Source organism: Streptomyces sp. IBSNAI002, from assembly GCF_052244475.1.
Lineage (GTDB): Bacteria > Actinomycetota > Actinomycetes > Streptomycetales > Streptomycetaceae > Streptomyces.
The window spans coordinates 422,714-439,875 of record NZ_JBQPXG010000006.1 but is presented as its reverse complement, the minus strand read 5'-3'; the positions used below and the strand labels follow the sequence as shown (position 1 = coordinate 439,875).

The window sequence follows — 17,162 nt, the reverse complement described above, 5'->3', positions numbered from 1 at the left end:
CCGTCGGGGAGGGGGACAACAGTGCCCGCCGACCCCGGAGGGGCGGGCGGGCACTGAGGGGCGGCGCGGCGCGCGCCGGGTCAGGGACGGAGGCTCGGCTCGTCCTTCGCCGGGGCGGGCGGGGCCGCGGGGGTACCCGGTGCCTGGGCACCCGGCGCCGTGGCGCCGGGGGCCGCGGCACCCGGGGCGGCCGCGCCCGGCGGGGGTCCGGGCGGGGCCGGCGGGGTCTTGGGGAGCCATCGCAGGGCCACGAGGACCGAGACGAGGGCGACACCGGCGACGACGAAGAGCGTGGACTGCATACCGCTGACGTAGGCGTCGGACGCCTTGGCCAGCAGGGCCGGGGCCTGGTCGCCGAGCTTGGCGGCCTGGATGGCCCGTACGGTGCCGCCGATGGATCCGGCGGCCTCCTCGCGCAGGGCCTCCGGCAGGACGTTCACCGCGTCACCGATCGAGGAGCGGTAGCCCGAGCTGAGCAGGCTTCCGATGATCGCGATGCCGAGGGCGCCGGCCACCTGACGGGCGGTCTGCGAGACCGCCTGGCCCGCGCCCGCCTTGACCGGAGGCACGACGGACATCAGCGAGGCGGTGGCGGGAGCCATGATCGAGCCCCAGCCGACACCGAGGATCAGCTGTGCGACGACCAGCAGCCAGGTCGGCGTACCGGCGTCGAAGAAGGCCGCGCCCAGGGCGGACAGGGCGATGGCCGCGGAGCCCGCTGCGACGACGGCGCGGGGGCCGAACTTCATGACGAGCTTGGGGCAGCGGGCGGAGACGACCATGGAGGCGATGCCCATGGGCAGGACCAGCAGACCGGCTTCCAGCGGCGAGAAGCCGAGGACCGCCTGGAAGTAGAACTGCGAGATGAAGATCGAGCTGATCAGCGCGAAGAAGCACAGGGCGATGGCGCCGGTGCCGGCCGAGAAGCGGGCGTTCTTCAGGAGGCTGACGTCGAGCGAGGGGGCGGCGATCCGCTTCTCGAAGAGGACCAGTCCGACGAGCAGGACCAGGCCGCCCGCGATGGCGCCGAGTGCTCCGGTGCTCGTCCAGCCGTCCTCGCCGGCGAGGACGATGCCGTAGACCAGCAGGCCGACGGAGACGATCGACAGCAGCACGCCGAGCGGGTCGAACGCGGTGCGGACCGGGTTCTTCGACTCGGGGACCAGCACGATCATCAGCGCGACGGCGATGGCGATGAGCGGGGCGTTGATGAGGAAGATCGAGCCCCACCAGAACGCCTCGAGCAGCACGCCGCCGAGTACCGGACCGACCGCCATGGCCACACCGGCGGCCGCGGCCCAGCCCGCGATGGCCTTGGGACGCTCGGCCGGCGGGAAGACGTTCATGAGGATGGCGAGGGTGACCGTGGGCACCACGGCCGCGCCCACGCCCATGACGGCGCGCCAGATGATGAGCTGGACGATGTCGGTCGCGAAGGCGCCGAGCACCGAGCTGACACCGAACAGGACCAGGCCGGTGATCAGGGTCTTCTTGCGGCCGAACCGGTCGGCGCACACGCCACCGGTGAAGAGGAACGCCGCGAAGGTGATCAGGTACGAGTCCAGTGCCCACTGGAGCTCGCCGTTGGTCGCGTCAAGGCTCTGCTGGATGGGGTTGAGCGCGACGTTGATGATCGTGAGGTCCATGACCACGACCAGCACCGTCGATGCGAGCAGAGCCAGGATCGCCCGGCGGCGCCCGCTGCTGACTTCGGGATTCATTGCCCGTCCTTCGTTGAGTTGTTCCTCTGATGGCCGCTGCCGCGGTCCGTGCCGCGAGGGCGGCACGGACCGCGGTTCAGCTCGCCCGGCTACTCGGCCCAGGGGAGCGGAATCTTCTTGTCCTCGTTGCCCGGCATGCTGGCCTGGCCGCCGACGGCCATGGCGACGAGCGCCTGGGTGTCACCGACCGCGGTGAGCTGACGTACGGAGCCACCGGGGATCGCCACGGCCTCGCCGGCCTTGACCTCCCCGTCCTCGCCGTCGATGGTCACCTTGAAGGCGCCCGTCAGAGGCATCCAGACCTGCTCGCGGTCGATGATGTGGACCGGGGTCGCCGAGTCCGCGCCGAGCTCCACGCGCCAGGTGCTGATCTCCGTGCTGCCCTGGCTGGGGGCTGCGAGGCCGAACATCGCACCCGAAGGGGTACGGGTAGTCCGCTGCTCGCTCTCGCTGACCACGTTCATTGCGACCTCCTGTGTAAAGAAGCTTTACTTCGCTTGCTCCACGAGTAAAGCTGCTTTAGTCGTGGGTGTCAAACGGCAAATGAGGACCGCGCCGAGACTGTTCCCGTGGGTAACGGAGAACCGCTCGAGTCCTGCTGGAGGACGGGAGGCGTCGTGGGAGTAAAGCGTCTTTCCAAGGTGTGGCAGCATGTCCAGATGGAGTCCACAGCAGAGACCGGAAGCACCGGAGCGAAAGCACGCCAGGTGGAAGACCCGCTGGCCAGGGCCGAGCTGACCTATCTGCTCGGCATGTCCTTCCAGCTCGTCCTGTCCGAATTCGTATCCCGGCTCGACGCGGCGGGGTACGACGACCTGAGGCCCGTCCACGGCCTGGTCTTCCAGGCCCTCTACGGCGAAGGCGCCACGAGCAGCGAGCTTGCGGAGCAGCTCGGCGTCACGAAGCAGGCGGCCGGCCAGATCGTCGACGACCTCGCCGCCCGCGGCTACGTGGAGCGACGCCCCCATCCGGCGGGCGGCAGGCGCAAACTCGTCGTCCTGACGGAGCGGGCCCTGGAGCACCTCGCGGTCGCCGGCCGCCTCATGTTCGACATGGAGTCCGAACTGGACGAACGCCTGGGCTCCCAGAACCGCCGGGTCCCCCGCGCGGAACTGGCCGCCCTCATCCGCGCCATGTCGAACGGCGCCCTGCCGCCGCTGCGCCCACTGTGGTGAACGGGCGCGCTCGCGCGCGGCGGGGGCTGAGCCTGCACTCGCGCGCGGCGGGAAGCCGGGGGGCCTGAGCCTGCGCCCTGCAGGCGGCGGGAGCCAGGAGGTCTGAGCCTGGGCCAGCAGGCGGCGGGAGCCGGGAGGTCTGAGCCTGGGCCAGCAGGCGGCGGGAGCCGGGAGGTCTGAGCCTGCGCCTGCAGGCGGCGGGAGCCGGGAGGTCTGAGCCTGCGCCTGCAGACGGCGGGAGCCGGGAGGTCTGAGCCTGCGCCTGCAGACGGCGGGAAGCCGGGCGGCCTGAGCCTGAGCTTGCGCGCGGCGGGGAGCCGGGCGGCCTGAGCCTGCGCCTGCAGGCGGCGGGAGCCGGGCGGCCTGAGCCTGGGCCTGTGCGCGGCGGGAGGCTTGCGCCTTCGTCTCCACGCGGCGCGGAGCCCGCAGGGGCGACCCGCACCTGCGCTCGCCTCTGCGCCTGCGCCTGTGGGCGGTGAGGGGCGGGGTGCCGGCGCCCAGCCGTCCGCGTCCCGTCGGCCCCGCCGACCCGGCGCTGCCTGTATGACTCCCACGGGAGCCACGGTTCCAAGGCGATCTGGTACCTGACACCACCCCCGAACCGGCGGCTGACCGCGCACCCGAGGCCCCGAAGGCTTCTTCTCGCAGGTCACGTCTGTACATCACCCCCCACCGGCCCAGCACCCGAACACCCCACCGCCCCCCACCGCCCCACCGCCCGAACACCCCACCGCCCCACCGCCCCACCGCCCGAACACCCCACCGCCCGAACACCCCACCGCCCCACCGCCCCACCACGCCACCGCCCCACCCGCCCCGCTACGCCGCCGTCGCCCGGGCGTGGGCCTGAGTGATGAGGTCCGTCGCGCTCTCCAGGGCCGCGAGGCGGGTCTCCTCCGGGTCGCCCTCCACGTGCTGGAGGTACATCAGCCCGGCGTGCAGGGTGAACAGCGCGCTCACGCACCGGACTTGGTCGGTCAGCGGCCCGTCCTTCGTGCGCAGCAGCTCCACCAGTTCGAACATCCAGTTCTTCATGGTTTCGCCGATGCTCAGGTCGCGCATGGTGGCCTGGTTCTCCTGCATGAAACGGAACAACTGCGCGCCGGCGCCCATCGATTCGCTGTAGCGGCGCAGGATTTCCCGCTTGGTCGTCAGGGTCGGCGGCTGTTCCTGCGCCCAGGCGATCAGTTCGTCGATGGGCCGGGTCAGGTCCGCGAAGACGCTGACGATGATGTCTTCCTTGGTCTTGAAGTGGTAGTACAGCGCCGCCTTCGTGACCTCCAGCCGCTCCGCGATCTCGCGCAGCGAGGTCTTCTCGTACCCCTGCTCCACGAACAGCTCCAGCGCCACGTCCTGGATCCGCTGACGCGTGTCCCCGCGACCGCGACGTCTCTGTGCAGTGCTGTTGGCCATTCGGCTCTCCCCGCTCCAGTTACTTACTTGACGCCCGGCTAGTTACGGGTCTACCTTAAAAGAGAACTAGCCGGGCGGCAAGTAAGTGCGCTTGGGATTCAGGGCCTGGGGAGGGCACATGGTGGACACGGCGAAGACAGCAAAGACAGCAAAGACAGCGAAGGCAGCGAAGGCAGCGCAGGCAGCGCAGGCAGCTAAGACGGCCGGGACTTCGGGGGATGCGAAGCCGCGGAGTGTGGGGGTCGTCCTGGTGGCGGTCATGATCGCGATGTTGCTGGCTTCGCTGGACACGATGATCACCAGTACGGCGATCCCGACGATCGTGGGTGAGCTGGGCGGGCTGGAGCACCTGTCGTGGGTGGTGACGATCTACACGCTGGCGACGGTGGCCTCGACTCCGTTGTGGGGCAAGGCCGGTGACATGTACGGCCGCAAGGGTGTCTTCCTGACCTCGGTGGTCATCTTCCTGATCGGGTCGGCGTTGTGCGGCGCGGCGCAGGACATGGGGCAGCTGATCGCGTTCCGTGCGGTCCAGGGCCTGGGCGGCGGGGGTCTGCTGGTCGGCGCGATGTCGATCATCGGGAGTCTGATCCCGCCGCGTGAGGTCGGCAAGTACCAGGGTCTGATGGCGGCGGTCTCCGCGCTGTCGATGATCGGCGGCCCGCTGATCGGCGGTGCGATCACCGACTTCCTGGGCTGGCGCTGGGCCTTCTACATCAACCTGCCGCTGGGCCTGCTGGCCCTGGTGATGGTCTCGCTGGTCCTGCACCTGCCCAAGACCGCCGGCGGCCCGCGCCCCAGGGTCGATTACCCGGGTGCGGCGCTGCTGACCACCGCGATCACCTCGACGGTGCTGGTCACGACCTGGGGCGGCACCGAGTACGCCTGGGGCTCGGTCCAGATCGTCACCCTGATCGCCCTCGGCGTCCTGTCGAGCGCGGCGTTCCTCTACGCCGAGACCCGGGCCGCCGAGCCGATCCTGCCGCTGCACGTCTTCCGCAACCGCAACTTCAGCCTCATCGCCCTGATCGGTTTCCTCGTCGGGTTCGTCACCGTCGGCGGCGTCTTCTACCTCCCCCTGTTCCTCCAGACCGTCCAGGGCGCCTCCGCCACCAACTCCGGCCTGCTCCTGCTGCCGCTGCTCGCCTCGATGCTGACCGTCTCGATGATCACCGGGAAGATCACCAGCAATACCGGCCGCTACAAGGTGTTCCTCGTCACCGGCGGCGCCCTGGTGGTGACCGGGCTGGGCCTGCTGGCCACCATGGACACCCACACCCCCCGCCCGCTGTCCGCCCTCTACATGGCGGTCCTCGGCGCCGGCATCGGTTTCCTGATGCAGATCACGATGCTGGTCGCCCAGAACAGCGTCGAGCTGAAGGACATGGGCGTGGCCTCCTCGACCACCGCCCTGGGCCGCACCCTGGGCGGCGCGTTCGGAGTCGCCCTGATGGGCACCCTGTTCACCACCCAGGTCACCAGCGCGATGACCGACCGTCTCGGCCCGCAGGCCGGAGCCCTCAACTCCGCCCAGCTCGACGCCGCGAGCCTGGCCACCCTCCCCGACACCGTCCGCGAGGCCTACCGCCACGCCGTGGCCATCGGCACCCACTGGGCCTTCCTCGTCTGCGCCGCCATCGCCGTCCTCGGCTTCATCGCCGCCGTCTTCATCAAGGAAGTCCCCCTCCGCGGCACCAACCCCACCCCCACCGACAGCGACAAGCCCGACACCGACAAGGCGACCCCCGCCCTGCAGGAATCCACCGCCCACTGACCAACCCGGCCCCCGGCCATCCCCGGCCATCCCCGGCCCCCGGCTCCCCAGCCCCCCGCAGCCCGGCCCCGAAGGACGAACCCGTCCTCCGGGGCCGGGCTGTTGCCGTTCCGCTGTCCGCGCTGTCCGCGCTGTCCGCGCTGTCCGCGCTGTCCGCGCTGTCCGCGCTGTCCGCCCTGCCCGCGCAGCGCGTCACGCGGACTCGATGTTGGCTGCGGCCGTCGTGATTTCGCGGCCGGACGGGACACGGATGTACGCGAGTTCCACCCAGTGCTCGATGCCGGTCGCCGACACGTTCTCGTTGACGACGGCCATGAGCTCGCCCTCCACGCCCGAGGCGACGTCCCGGACGCGCGTACGCAGCAGCCGGTGCGGCACGTACGCGTAGCGCTCACGCATCGGACTCGCCCTGCGCGGTCGCCGCGAACCGCTCGAAGCCGACCAGGGCGCGATCGAGGAGCTCGGCGCTGGGCTCGCTCATCGCGGCGATACAGGCGCACTGGCCCTCCGGGGTGTCGAGGCTCAGTACGTCACGAGGGGTCGGGCTCGTCACAGGATGCTCCCTACCGTCATCAGCGGGCGTTGATCGGTTCTCCCGTGCTACTCAGCGGCTGTGCAGTCGCTACGCTGAGTGGCCTTGGAGACTACAGCCATGAGCGTAGATTTCAGGCTGATCCGCCCGAAGTGACCGCCGGTACGGGTTTCCTGGCGGCCGCCTCGGCAGAGGGAGCGTCATGGGCACCACCTCGACTTCCGCCCTGACCACCGGTCAGGGAAACCCCCGACGAGTCCGCGCCGGCTGGGTCTCCGGCTACGTTCTCCGCGTCATTCGCGAGCAGCTCGGCCATACGCAGGAGACCCTCGCGGAGGCCCTCGCCGTTTCGGCAGACACGGTCGCCGGATGGGCAACCGGCCGCCGCCCCCTGACCGCGCTCGCGGTCGGCCAGATGCTGGTGCACCGGCATCGCCTGCTGCGCATGGGAGCCCGCCCCGCCCTGCTCCACACCCTTGAAAGAGGACTGGAAGCGGATGTTCTGCTGGCTCACGCCCTTGAAGACGGCGGAGACCCCGCAGACAGCCCGCTCGGTGCATGGGTGATGCAACGCGACCTGGTCGAGGTGCTTGTCTGGCCCCTGACCGGTGTCACTCCAGAGCCGATGCGCGCCCTGCAGATCCCGGCACGGCCTCGCCGCGGCCCCGTTGCATGCCGGCCCGAGCTGACGTGGGAAGAGCGCCGCAGGTTCTTCGGCCACGTGCGCCGCATGGCCGAAGAGGCTGATACGGACCGGCAGTTCCTCCTGCGCCGACAAGCCCTCTATCTCGCCGGTTACGACGCTTCTCCGGACACCTCCGACTGGATCACCCAGCAGCGCAAGGCCGAGCGGCCGTCCGGCTGGCTGACCAGGTGGCTCACCTCCCGCTTCGTGGCAGCCGTGGCCGCGCGCCAGGGCGACAGGGCGACAGGGCGACAGGGCGACAGGGAAAGAATGCGGCACTTCATCGCGACGACCTTGGACGACGACGAGGCCGGCGAGATGGCGAACTTGAACTACTGGGCCTACTGGATCGGCGAATCAGCGAACCCTGAACTGTCCGACGATTTCATCGCCACACCCGGCCCGCTGACCTGGAACGGCGACCGGCTGCTTCACCACCTCGTGCGAGGGATCGTTCCGCACCACGGCTTCTTCGACCTCAATGTCCATACCCTGTGGGCGCTGCTCGCCGCGCGTCCGGGGCTGCTCCGCACCGGGTCGGACGCCGGGCACGCCCTGCGGGCCCAGCTGCCCGTGCTGTTGGATGGCACCACGGCTTCGACGCGTGCGCGCCGAGAGCTGGAGGGCATCCGGTACGCGATCCGCCTCGCCGAGGTGTGAGAAGGAGAGACACAGTGGCTGACGACCTGTCCGCGGTGGCCCGCTTCCTCTACGAGGCGGGCACGCTCAAACACACCCGTCGGACGGGCTGGTGGATGGCGGGCGTCAACGACCCCGAGAGCATCGCCGAGCACTCGTGGCGTACCTCGATCATCGCCTCCGTCATCGCCAAGCTGGAAGGCGCCGACCCCGCACGGGCGGCCTTCCTGGCCGTCTGGCACGACACCCAGGAGACACGCACCGGGGACGTCAACCACCTCGGGAAGAAGTACGCGACCAGTGCGGACCCGGAGGCGGTGACGGCCGACCAGACGGCCGGAATGCCCGAGCTCCTCGCAGCGACCATTCAGGACCTGGTCGCGGAGTACGAGGCGAAGGACTCACCGGAGGCCGTGTGCGCGCGTGACGCGGACAAGCTGGAGTGCATGCTCCAGGGCATCGAATACAAAGCCCAGGGGTACCAGGCCGCGCAGAGGTGGATCGACAACAGCCGGGCGCGGCTCACCACGGAGACCGGCCGGCGGCTCGCCGACGAGCTCCTCGGCCAAGGTCCACTCGACTGGCTGCGGGCAGCCATCGGCGAGAAAGGCTGACCAGGAGCACGGCAAGCGCCCCCTCTCGCCCGGAGGCGGGAGGGGGCGCGGGTGCGTGACCGGATGGGTTCCGCCGGGGTGGCGGAGGAGGCCGAGGGGTCAGGGCGTGGCGTTCGGCTGGGCCGAGGAGAGCGGGGGCTGGGCCGGCTCCGGCTTGGGGTCGGCGGGCGGGCCCGCGAGGGCGGAGCGGGCCGACAGGAGGGCCGGGCCGCACAGGGCGAGGGCCAGGAAGATGCCGCCGCCCGCGATCACGAAGACCAGCCGGGGGTTGCCGTCGGGGTTCATCAGGCTGCCGGCCAGGTAGCCGGCCGTGCTGCCGAAGAAGGCGGCCGAGGACAGCGTGCCGCCGACCCGGCCCAGTACCTCGGCGGGCACGGCCTTCTGCAGCAGGGTCTCCTCGCCGACGTTGGCCACGCCGTTGCCGAGGCCCGCGATCAGCTGCATGGCGATCGCCGCGAACAGCACCGGAGCGGCGGCCGTCAGCAGCAGGCCGAGGCCCGTGAAGAACCAGCCCGCGAGCAGCACCCACACCGGGGAGCGGCTCTCGGCCGCGCGGACCAGCCACAGCGAGGCGGCGACCATGGCGACGCCGAAGGACGCGGACAGTACGCCGTACCCGGTCTCGCCGGTGTTCAGCGAGTGCTCGGCGAGGAAGACCAGCGCCAGGTTGTCCAGGGAGCCGAAGAACAGGCCGAGCAGGAGCAGCAGCACGATGGCGCGGGACACCCGGTGGTGGCGTACGAACTTCAGCCCCTCGGCGGTGTCGCCCAGCAGGGTCCGGCGTTCGCCGGTGCGCAGCGGCTCCAGCGCCGGGATGCGCGTCAGCAGCAGGGCCGAAACGAGGAAGGTGCCCGCGTTGATCGCGAGCGCCCCGTACGCGCTGCCCCAGGCGGTGAACAGGCCGCCGAGGATCGGGCCGAGCGCGGCCTGGAGGTTGAAGGCGGTGCCCATCCACGCGTTGGCGGGCATCAGGTCCGCCTCGTCGACCAGGCGGGGGACCACCGTACGGCCGGCCGCGGAGAACACGGTGGACGCGGAGGCGGCCACCGCGACCAGCGGCACCAGTACGGCCAGGCCCGGGCAGGCCAGCACGATGATGCCGAAGACCGCGGCCTGTACCAGCTCGGCGACGATCAGCAGGCGCCGCACGCCCATCCGGTCCGCGAGCGCACCGGCGAGCGGTCCGAAGAACCGCGGCACGGACTCGGCCAGGAGGATCAGCGAGACGGCGGTGCCGGCGTGCTCGCCGCGGCTGACCAGCAGGACGAGGGCCACCATGGCCGCACCGTCGCCGATCAGCGAGACCGAGCGTGCCAGCCAGAACTGGCGGAACAGCCGGTGGCGTCGGATCAGATTGGGTTCTGCGGCCAAGGCCTTGATCCTTTCAAGGGGTGAGGGTGTCCGCCCGCGGACCGGGTCAGACCGCGGACCGGGTCAGACCACGGCCCGGCCGTGGTCGCCGCGCCGGGATCCGGCGCTGCGCCGCAGGTCGGCGGTGAGGTTGATGCGCTTGAGCCAGCGGTCGGTGCCGTCGTAGCGGGCCGCGAACGGCCGGCGCCCGTGCACCGCGCGCTTGTTGTCGATGACGAAGAGGTCGCCGTTGCCGATCGTCACGTCGGTCAGCTTCGCCTCGATCGCGGCCAGCAGCGCCTTCTGCGCCTCGGCGGCCTGCGGGTCGAGCGGGTTGCTGTGCATGAACGGCGGGTCGACGCGCAGCCACGGGGCGGCGGGGTCGCCGTCCAGCAGGGCGATCGGCTCGGGCCGGTTCGCCATGGTGTCGATACGGCGGAACTGCTCGCCCTCGGTCGCCTCGGTGGCGTCGGCGGCGCCGGTGGCCTGGTTGAAGCTCTTGGTGTGCGACTGGTCCGGCAGGATCGCGAAGCGCTTCTCGAACAGGACCGCGCGGTGCTCCTCGGAGAGCTCGATGTCCTGCATGGCCGCGAAGGTCGTGGCGACGGCGTCGTGGTTGCGCAGGCCCATCAGCATCATCCAGTCCGCGCGGTGCGGGTGGAAGGCGTCCTCGGTGTGCCAGTCCAGTGTGGCCGTGGAGCCGGAGCCGAGCTGGTCGAACTCGTGCCCGGGAACCGGGTAGAGGTCGAGGATCAGCCGTCCGCGCTGCTGGCTGCTGAAGGAGAAGGGCTCGCCGAGCAGGGAGCCGATCAGCCGCAGCACGGCGTCGGCGTGACGCAGTTCGGGGCGGTCGGGGCGTTCCTGGTAGCGCGTGGGGGTGGCCCCCAGCGCGTTCTCGTCGATGAGCAGCCCGCTGAGCAGGAATCCCGCGTGCGGGGTCCCGGCCAGGCGGAAGTCGGTCATCACCCGGCGCAGCGAGCGCGGCAGGTCGTGGGACATCAGGGCGGCGAGCTGGAGGGAGCGGCGGGCGTCGAGGCCCGCCGAGTCCCGCGCGTACTCGTGCGCGAGCGCGGCCACCCGGTGGCTTTCGTCGGGCAGGAGTTCGATGCGCGGGACGCCCGGTCCCGGCGGTGACACCGCGGCGGACGCCGCGGCAGGCGGTGCGATGGTGTGCATGGTGGCTCCTCAGGAGACGCGAGGTTGCCGCAGCCTCTCAGGGCGCACTCGAATCGCACTCGAAACGGTCGGTCCGGACCGCGGGGCGAGGCCGCCTACATCATGTTCCGGCCACCGGGACCCGCTCTGGCCTGGATCTCTTGCGCTCTTCAAGTGGTGCTGTAGCCGGGCGGGTTGTGCTTCATCCCAGAACGCAACGGTCCCTTCGCCGGGACCGCCGCCACACGGGAACCCGCCACGGGAACACGGCACGGGAACCCGCCACGGGAACACGGCACGGGAAGGGGTGAGGAAAACATGAGCACGACGGACACGACGGACACGACGGTCCCGACGGTCACGGCGAACGTGGCGAAGCGCAGGATCTACGTATCCGCCTTCAGCCGCTCCGCCTACCTCCCCGCGGTCTGGGGCGCCCTGCGCTCCTACGCCGACACCCAGCCCGACCTCGTCGAGGCCTACACCTTCGAGCAGCCGTTCTTCCTGCCCGAGCAGGCCAAGGACCCGGTCTCGCTCATGGCGGACCCGGCGGTCTTCGCGATGTCCTGCTACCTGTGGAACTTCAACAAGAACATGGCCGCCTGCCGGGCCGTGAAGGAGCGCTTCCCCGACGCGGTCACCGTGGTCGGCGGCCCGCACGTGCCGGACAACGCGACCGAGTTCCTGGCGAAGCACCCCTACATCGACTTCGCGATCCACAAGGAGGGCGAGGCGCCCTTCTCCGAACTGCTGCGGGCGCTGCTCCAGGACGAGCCCGACTTCGCCTCGGTCCCCTCGCTCAGCTACCGGGACCGCGACGGCAAGGTCCGCCGCAATCCGCTCGGCGGTCAGCTGCCGCGCGAGATCGACGTGCCCAGCCCCTGGCTGACCGGCCTGATGGAGCCCTCCTTCGAGGCGGCCCGGGCGGCCGGCTACCAGCCGACCGTGCTGTGGGAGACCAACCGGGGCTGCCCCTACAGCTGCACCTTCTGCGACTGGGGCTCCGCGAACCAGTCGAAGATCCGCAAGTTCGACGAGGACCGGCTGCACGCCGAGATCGACTACTTCACCGAGCAGAACGTCTCGGCGATCCTCTGCGCCGACGCCAACTTCGGCATCCTCCCGCGTGACGTCGGCCTCGCCGAGCACCTGGTGCGCAACAAGCAGGAGAGCGGCTTCCCCGGCAAGTTCGTCACGAGCTACGCCAAGAACGCCAACGACCGGATCGTCCAGATCAGTTCGATGTTCGCGCTCAACGGCATGTCGAACGGCACCATCCTCGCGATGCAGAGCGGCACCCAGGACGTGCTGGAGCAGGTCAAACGCTCCAACATGCCGGCCAAGAACTACGAGAAGCTCGCCGCCGCCTTCCGCGAGCGCGGCGTCGAGGCCTACACCGAGGTCATCGTCGGCCTGCCGAACGAGACCCCCGAGACCTTCGCCCGCGGTCTGTGCCGGATGCTCGAGATGGGCATCCACGACGACATCATGATCTACGAGTGCGTCCTGCTGCCCAACGCCGAGATGGGCAGCGCCGCCCACCGCGAGAAGTACGAGCTGGACACCATCACCCGCACCTACCTCCCGGACGACGTGGAGGAGGTCGAGGTCGTCGTCGGGCACTCCACGATGAGCCGCGCGGACTGGGTGCGCATGTACCTGTTCGGCGCCGTCCTGCAGGCCCTGCACAACCGCGGCATCACCCGGCAGCTCGCCACCTACCTGCACACCGAGGGAATCCTCGGCTACGAGGACTTCTACCGCTCGCTGGCCGACGCCGCGCTCGCCGACACCTCCACCGTCCTCGGCGAGGCCGTCGACCGGGCCCGCGCACTGCTCTGGGAGTACATCGATTCGCCCACCGTCCCCAACGAGGGCAAGGTGGCCTCCCAGCCGGACATGATGGAGCGCCTCGCCCGCTGGGTGCCGGACAAGGAGTCCTGGCTCATCTACGAATGGTGCTGGGCGTACGTGCAGAACGAGCTGGACCGGTTCTACGGAGAACTGCGCGACCAGCTCGGACACGCCGGCGTGAAGATCGACGAACGCCTCGAGGAGCTGCTGCGCTACCAGCGCGCCTCGGTGTTCACCGTCGCCGAGTCCGACACCCACCGCGTCGAGCTCTTCTCACACGACTGGACCCGCTACTTCCGCTCGCCCGCCGAAGGGCTCCACCCCGGCGTGCACGTCACCAGCTTCGAACCTCCGGCCGGGAGGATGCGCTGATGGACACGAGCCTGGCAGCCCGCGTTCTGGACCGCGCGGCCCGTGAAGGGGACCGTACCGCGGTCGAACTCCCCCGGACCCCCGGATCCCCGGGACACAGCCTCACCTACGGCGCCCTGGCCGGCGCCGCCCGGGACCTGGCCGCCGAGCTGCACCGGCGCGGCGCCCGCCCCGGCGACACGGTCGCGCTGGTCGCCGCGAGCGTGCCCGAACTGGTCGTCGCCCTGCTGGCCACCGCCGGCGCGGGACTGGTGTGCGCACCGCTCGACGACGCGCAGCCGCCGGCCCGGATACGCACCGCCATGCGCGTGGCCGGCGCCGGGATCGCCCTGGTCGCCAGCCCGGAGCGGGCCTCGTACTGGCTCGCGGAACTGGGGGAGCAGGCCGTCCTGGTCGGCTCCGGACCGCCGCGCGGCGACGCGGGGCAGCCGCCCGGAGACGCGGGGCAGCCGCCCGGCTTCCCCGTACCGGTGGCCGCACAGGATCCCGCCTACCTGCTCTTCACCTCCGGCTCCACCGGAGTGCCCAAGGGCGTACGGGTCGCGCACGGCCCCTTCGCCCGGCACTGCGAGGTGGCAGCCGAGGCCTACGGACTCACCCCCGGCAGCGTCACGCTCCAGTTCGCCTCGCCCGGCTTCGACGTCGCGCTCGAGGAGATCTGGCCGACCCTGCTGTCCGGCGGACGGATCGTGCTGCGCGGCGGCGGCCTGTGGTCGCTGCCCGAGCTGCTCGACGTCACCGCCGCCCACGGCATCACCATGTGGCAGCTGCCCACCGCCTACTGGACCCTGCTGGGCGCCGAGGCCGCCGTACGCGGCGACCTGCGCCCGCCGTCCTCGCTGAGCACCGTGCTGATCGGCGGGGAGGCCGCCACCACGGCCGCCGCCCGCCGCTGGCTCGGCTCGCCGATGGGCGCGGTCCGGCTGCTCAACGCCTACGGACCCACCGAGGGCGTGGTCACCTCCACGCTGTACGAGGTGCCGCGCGAGGACGGGGCCCTGCCGCCCGGGGAGATCCTGCCCATCGGCCGGCCGCTGCCCGGACGCTCGTGCCTGGTCCTGGACGGGGAGCTGCGGCCCGTGCCGCCCGGCGGCGCCGGTGAACTGTTCGTCACCGGGCCCTGCCTGGCCGACGGCTACGAGGGGGACGGGGCGGCGACCGGCCGCGCCTTCCCCACGCTGCCCGACGGCCGCCGCGCCTTCCGTACCGGGGACCTCGTCACCGAGTCCGCCGACGGCGTGCTCGTCTACCACGGGCGCCGGGACCGGCAGTTGAAGATCTCCGGGGTACGCGTCGAGCCGGGCGAGGTCGAGGCCGCGCTCGCCGACTGCGCCGGGGTCACGGCCGCCGCCGTCACCGTCGCCGGTGAGGGGGACCGCAGTCGCCTGGTGGCCCACGTGGTGCTCGCCGAACCGCCCGGCGACCCGGCGCGCCGCGCCGGCGCCCTGCGCGGCGAGCTCGCCGGCCGGCTGCCCGCGGCCATGGTGCCGGCCCGCGTCGAGTTCCACGACCGGCTGCCGCGCACGGTCAACGACAAGGTCGACCACCACGCCCTGGCCACCCCGGGCCGGTACCGAGAGGGAGGAGAGCCGGTGACCACCGGAGCCACGGCCGCCGCGCCATCCGCGGCGACCGCGCCACCCGCGCCGCCCCCGGCCGCCGCGCCGCCCGCCGCGCCCACCGCGGGCGCACCGGTACGGGAGTTCGCACGGACTTTGGCCCAGGCGGAACTCGCCGACGCCGCCCGGGAGCTCGCCGCACTCGCGGACGCCCTGGACACCGCCACCGCCGTGCCCGAGCGGCCCGCGCCCGTACCGGGCTGGGTCGAGGTCACCGGCGAGGGCGAGGACGCGGCCGTCTCGATGGTGCCCGCCGGGGTCTCCCGGCTGTACGAGGAGCTGTGCCGCATCGCGGACCCCGTGCGGCTGCGCGCCGCCGTGGTGCTCCTCCTCAACCTGAGCGTCCGCCTCCAGCAGGTACCCGGCGGCGCACAGGCCGCGGCCGCGGTCATGCAGTGCGGGGCGGAACTCGCCCCGGTGCTGGAGGCCGTCAACGGCGGCGCCCCGCCCCTGGTGGGACGCGCCGCGCTCCAGCTCACCGTCGAGGACGAGCAGGTGCTGCTCGCCGACGAGCAGGCGCGCTGGATCACGGCCGAGCTGGACCGGCTCCCGCCCGGCCCGCGCCGCCGGTCCGTCCTCGGACTCGCCGCGCTCGCCGAGCAGCTGGAGGCCGACCCGGACGCCACGCGGGCCGCCCAGGCCCTGCGCACCGTCGCGGCGGACGCCGCCCGCGCCCTGGAGGAGGAGATCCGGTGATCACCAGCCAGACGCTCGGGACCACGCTCTATCCCGTCAGCATCGGCGGCCACCTCGTGGAGGCCGCCGTGGAACTCGCGCGAGGAGCGGCGGCCCGGCTCGGCGCCGGGCTCGACCTGGAACGGCTGCGCGCACACGGTGACGCCGCGGCCGCCCTCCTCCGCCTCACGGAAGCGGGACGACCCGCTCCGTGACCCACAGACGCCGGACCCCGCACCAGGCGGGATCCGGAGCTCCACCAGAACACGACTAGGAGTCGACATGACCCAGAACAACATGGACCAGCAGTCCGCCATCGAGCAGTCCGCCCAGGCCGGCAGCGAGTCCGCCGCCACTCCGGAGAAGGCGTCGATCAGCTCCCGCATCAGCAAGTACGGGAAGTACGACCGCCTCGAGGGCTGAGTTCAAGTCGTGTTCCGGGGTGCGAGTGCAGGCACTCGCACCCCGGCACGCCTTTACATGGAGGTTTCCTTGAGCACCGCACAGCCCGTACCGATCAGCCCGGAGCAGTTCCGCAAGGTGTTCGGGGGTGACCTCGGAGACGTCTTCCTCCTGGTCACGTCACCGGGCGTGCGCAGCGCGCTCACCGTCGAGAACAGTGCCACCCCGGTGCAGGAATACAACTGGACCGGTCCCGATTCCCGCGCCGGCCTGATCGCCGCGATGGCCGCCATCCGCGACTCCGGCCGCCGTGCCTCCGTCCTGTGGATCGCCGACGACGAGTTCGTCCACTTCGAGGACGAGGATCTCGTGGGGATGGCCATGGGCGCCTTCTCCAGCTTCTCGGTGCCCTTCTCCGTCGAGAGCCTGCGCAACAACATCCGCGTCGTGTCCGAAGTCGACTACGAACGCGAGCTCGGCATCGAGGAGGAGTTCCTGACCCTCCTGGACCAGGCCGACGACATGCTCTTCCTCGGCCGCGAGTTCGGCACCGAGGCCGTCTTCCAGCACCAGCTCTCCGAGCACTGGTTCTCGCTGCACGGCCCGCTCCTGCCCGGCCAGCAGGTCGTCCTGCCGACCGGCGAGCTCAGCTCGCTGGTCAACGCCTCGGGCGAGTTCGAGCTCCACACCCACTTCACGCTGAACGGCGAGATCACCCTCCAGGGCGCGCCCATCGTCCACCGCGGCGGTCACGAGACCAGCCTCGCCGAGACGGAGCAGGTCTACCGCGACCTCTCCTCCATGGCGGACCAGCCGGCGATCATCACGCTGGCCGAGGGCCGCATCACCGCCGTCCGCCCGGCCGTCGCCGGCCGCGGCGAGTTCGCCGCCAACCTCGAGAAGCTGCTGGCGAAGGACGACCGCTACGCCAAGGTGCACGAGATCGGCTTCGGCACCAACACCAGCTGCGCGCCGCTGCTCCCCGGCAACCACTTCGCCAACGAGCGGCACCCCGGCGTCCACCTGGGCCTGGGTCTCGGCACCTTCACGCAGTACCACATCGACCTGATGAGCACCGCCATCGACGTGGTGATGCGGGGCGTCGAGGGCAAGGACGTCGCGCTCTTCCAGGCCCTGCGGGTGCTCCCGGAGCGCATCACCGCCGGGGTCTGACCCCCGCGG

16 protein-coding genes are annotated in these 17,162 nt (G+C 71.4%); 9 read left to right on the top strand and 7 right to left on the bottom strand.

The window, feature by feature from the left end:
• Nucleotides 1-80: 80 nt before the first annotated feature.
• Together ACTVZO_RS44860 and ACTVZO_RS44855 are read right to left on the bottom strand one after the other, a co-directional pair.
• A complete protein-coding gene (locus ACTVZO_RS44860) occupies nt 81-1,721 on the bottom strand; it encodes an MFS transporter (RefSeq protein WP_443304381.1) in 1,641 nt (546 codons plus the stop codon).
• A gap of 89 nt (nt 1,722-1,810) precedes the next feature.
• Entirely contained in the window at nt 1,811-2,185 is a 375-nt protein-coding gene (locus ACTVZO_RS44855) for a cupin domain-containing protein (protein ID WP_443304380.1), read from the bottom strand.
• Between the two features lie 195 nt (nt 2,186-2,380).
• Here ACTVZO_RS44855 and ACTVZO_RS44850 point away from each other — a divergent pair, with 195 nt between their 5' ends.
• A complete protein-coding gene (locus tag ACTVZO_RS44850) occupies nt 2,381-2,896 on the top strand; it encodes a MarR family winged helix-turn-helix transcriptional regulator (protein ID WP_443304379.1) in 516 nt (171 codons plus the stop codon).
• Between the two features lie 819 nt (nt 2,897-3,715).
• Here ACTVZO_RS44850 and ACTVZO_RS44845 read toward each other — a convergent pair.
• Nucleotides 3,716-4,309: a TetR/AcrR family transcriptional regulator gene (locus ACTVZO_RS44845; protein ID WP_443304378.1), complete on the bottom strand. Its 594-nt coding sequence runs from the start codon at nt 4,307-4,309 to the stop codon at nt 3,716-3,718.
• 118 nt (nt 4,310-4,427) lie between these two features.
• Here ACTVZO_RS44845 and ACTVZO_RS44840 point away from each other — a divergent pair, with 118 nt between their 5' ends.
• Nucleotides 4,428-6,083 (top strand): MDR family MFS transporter, encoded by a 1,656-nt coding sequence (locus tag ACTVZO_RS44840; protein WP_443304377.1) that lies wholly within the window; start codon nt 4,428-4,430, stop codon nt 6,081-6,083.
• A gap of 192 nt (nt 6,084-6,275) precedes the next feature.
• Here the strand turns inward: ACTVZO_RS44840 and ACTVZO_RS44835 are convergent, their stop codons facing one another.
• Together ACTVZO_RS44835 and ACTVZO_RS44830 are read right to left on the bottom strand one after the other, a co-directional pair.
• Nucleotides 6,276-6,482 (bottom strand): hypothetical protein, encoded by a 207-nt coding sequence (locus ACTVZO_RS44835; RefSeq protein WP_443304376.1) that lies wholly within the window; start codon nt 6,480-6,482, stop codon nt 6,276-6,278.
• Nucleotides 6,475-6,636: a hypothetical protein gene (locus ACTVZO_RS44830; protein ID WP_443304375.1), complete on the bottom strand. Its 162-nt coding sequence runs from the start codon at nt 6,634-6,636 to the stop codon at nt 6,475-6,477. The genes ACTVZO_RS44835 and ACTVZO_RS44830 overlap by 8 nt, the downstream gene beginning before the upstream one ends.
• Before the next feature lie 181 nt (nt 6,637-6,817).
• Between ACTVZO_RS44830 and ACTVZO_RS44825 the strand changes: the two genes are divergently transcribed.
• Complete coding sequence (locus ACTVZO_RS44825; RefSeq protein ID WP_443304374.1) at nt 6,818-7,960, top strand: transcriptional regulator; 1,143 nt, start codon at nt 6,818-6,820, stop codon at nt 7,958-7,960.
• 14 nt (nt 7,961-7,974) lie between these two features.
• Nucleotides 7,975-8,553 carry an HD domain-containing protein gene (locus ACTVZO_RS44820; protein WP_443304373.1) on the top strand — a complete coding sequence of 193 codons (579 nt, stop codon included), beginning with the start codon at nt 7,975-7,977 and terminating at the stop codon, nt 8,551-8,553.
• Nucleotides 8,554-8,652: 99 nt separating this feature from the next.
• Here ACTVZO_RS44820 and ACTVZO_RS44815 read toward each other — a convergent pair whose 3' ends face one another.
• Entirely contained in the window at nt 8,653-9,924 is a 1,272-nt protein-coding gene (locus tag ACTVZO_RS44815; protein ID WP_443304372.1) for an MFS transporter, read from the bottom strand.
• Between the two features lie 63 nt (nt 9,925-9,987).
• Nucleotides 9,988-11,079, bottom strand: coding sequence for a guanitoxin biosynthesis L-enduracididine beta-hydroxylase GntD (gene gntD / locus ACTVZO_RS44810; protein ID WP_443304371.1), 1,092 nt, complete (start codon nt 11,077-11,079; stop codon nt 9,988-9,990).
• Nucleotides 11,080-11,376: 297 nt separating this feature from the next.
• Here gntD and ACTVZO_RS44805 point away from each other — a divergent pair, with 297 nt between their 5' ends.
• The 5 genes from ACTVZO_RS44805 (at nt 11,377) to ACTVZO_RS44785 (ending at nt 17,153) form a co-directional block, all read left to right on the top strand.
• Nucleotides 11,377-13,284, top strand: coding sequence for a B12-binding domain-containing radical SAM protein (locus ACTVZO_RS44805; RefSeq protein WP_443304370.1), 1,908 nt, complete (start codon nt 11,377-11,379; stop codon nt 13,282-13,284).
• The gene (locus tag ACTVZO_RS44800; RefSeq protein ID WP_443304369.1) at nt 13,284-15,599 is read left to right on the top strand and encodes an amino acid adenylation domain-containing protein; all 2,316 of its coding nucleotides are present in this window, start codon (nt 13,284-13,286) and stop codon (nt 15,597-15,599) included. The genes ACTVZO_RS44805 and ACTVZO_RS44800 overlap by 1 nt, the downstream gene beginning before the upstream one ends.
• The gene (locus tag ACTVZO_RS44795) at nt 15,596-15,793 is read left to right on the top strand and encodes a hypothetical protein (RefSeq protein WP_443304368.1); all 198 of its coding nucleotides are present in this window, start codon (nt 15,596-15,598) and stop codon (nt 15,791-15,793) included. The genes ACTVZO_RS44800 and ACTVZO_RS44795 overlap by 4 nt, the downstream gene beginning before the upstream one ends.
• Before the next feature lie 67 nt (nt 15,794-15,860).
• Nucleotides 15,861-16,001, top strand: coding sequence for a hypothetical protein (locus ACTVZO_RS44790; RefSeq protein WP_443304367.1), 141 nt, complete (start codon nt 15,861-15,863; stop codon nt 15,999-16,001).
• A gap of 69 nt (nt 16,002-16,070) precedes the next feature.
• A complete protein-coding gene (locus tag ACTVZO_RS44785; RefSeq protein ID WP_443304366.1) occupies nt 16,071-17,153 on the top strand; it encodes a hypothetical protein in 1,083 nt (360 codons plus the stop codon).
• The last annotated feature ends 9 nt before the right edge of the window (nt 17,154-17,162 follow it).

Excerpts from the sequence above, each read along its gene's own strand:
- ACTVZO_RS44855 (WP_443304380.1), bottom strand. The coding sequence starts at position 2,185 with ATGAACGTGGTCAGCGAGAGCGAGCAGCGGACTACCCGTACCCCTTCG.
- ACTVZO_RS44840 (WP_443304377.1), top strand. The coding sequence starts at position 4,428 with ATGGTGGACACGGCGAAGACAGCAAAGACAGCAAAGACAGCGAAGGCA.
- ACTVZO_RS44790 (WP_443304367.1), top strand. The coding sequence starts at position 15,861 with ATGACCCAGAACAACATGGACCAGCAGTCCGCCATCGAGCAGTCCGCC.
- ACTVZO_RS44835 (WP_443304376.1), bottom strand. The coding sequence starts at position 6,482 with ATGCGTGAGCGCTACGCGTACGTGCCGCACCGGCTGCTGCGTACGCGC.
- gntD (WP_443304371.1), bottom strand. The coding sequence starts at position 11,079 with ATGCACACCATCGCACCGCCTGCCGCGGCGTCCGCCGCGGTGTCACCG.
- ACTVZO_RS44860 (WP_443304381.1), bottom strand. The coding sequence starts at position 1,721 with ATGAATCCCGAAGTCAGCAGCGGGCGCCGCCGGGCGATCCTGGCTCTG.
- ACTVZO_RS44845 (WP_443304378.1), bottom strand. The coding sequence starts at position 4,309 with ATGGCCAACAGCACTGCACAGAGACGTCGCGGTCGCGGGGACACGCGT.
- ACTVZO_RS44800 (WP_443304369.1), top strand. The coding sequence starts at position 13,284 with ATGGACACGAGCCTGGCAGCCCGCGTTCTGGACCGCGCGGCCCGTGAA.
- ACTVZO_RS44805 (WP_443304370.1), top strand. The coding sequence starts at position 11,377 with ATGAGCACGACGGACACGACGGACACGACGGTCCCGACGGTCACGGCG.
- ACTVZO_RS44850 (WP_443304379.1), top strand. The coding sequence starts at position 2,381 with ATGGAGTCCACAGCAGAGACCGGAAGCACCGGAGCGAAAGCACGCCAG.
- ACTVZO_RS44825 (WP_443304374.1), top strand. The coding sequence starts at position 6,818 with ATGGGCACCACCTCGACTTCCGCCCTGACCACCGGTCAGGGAAACCCC.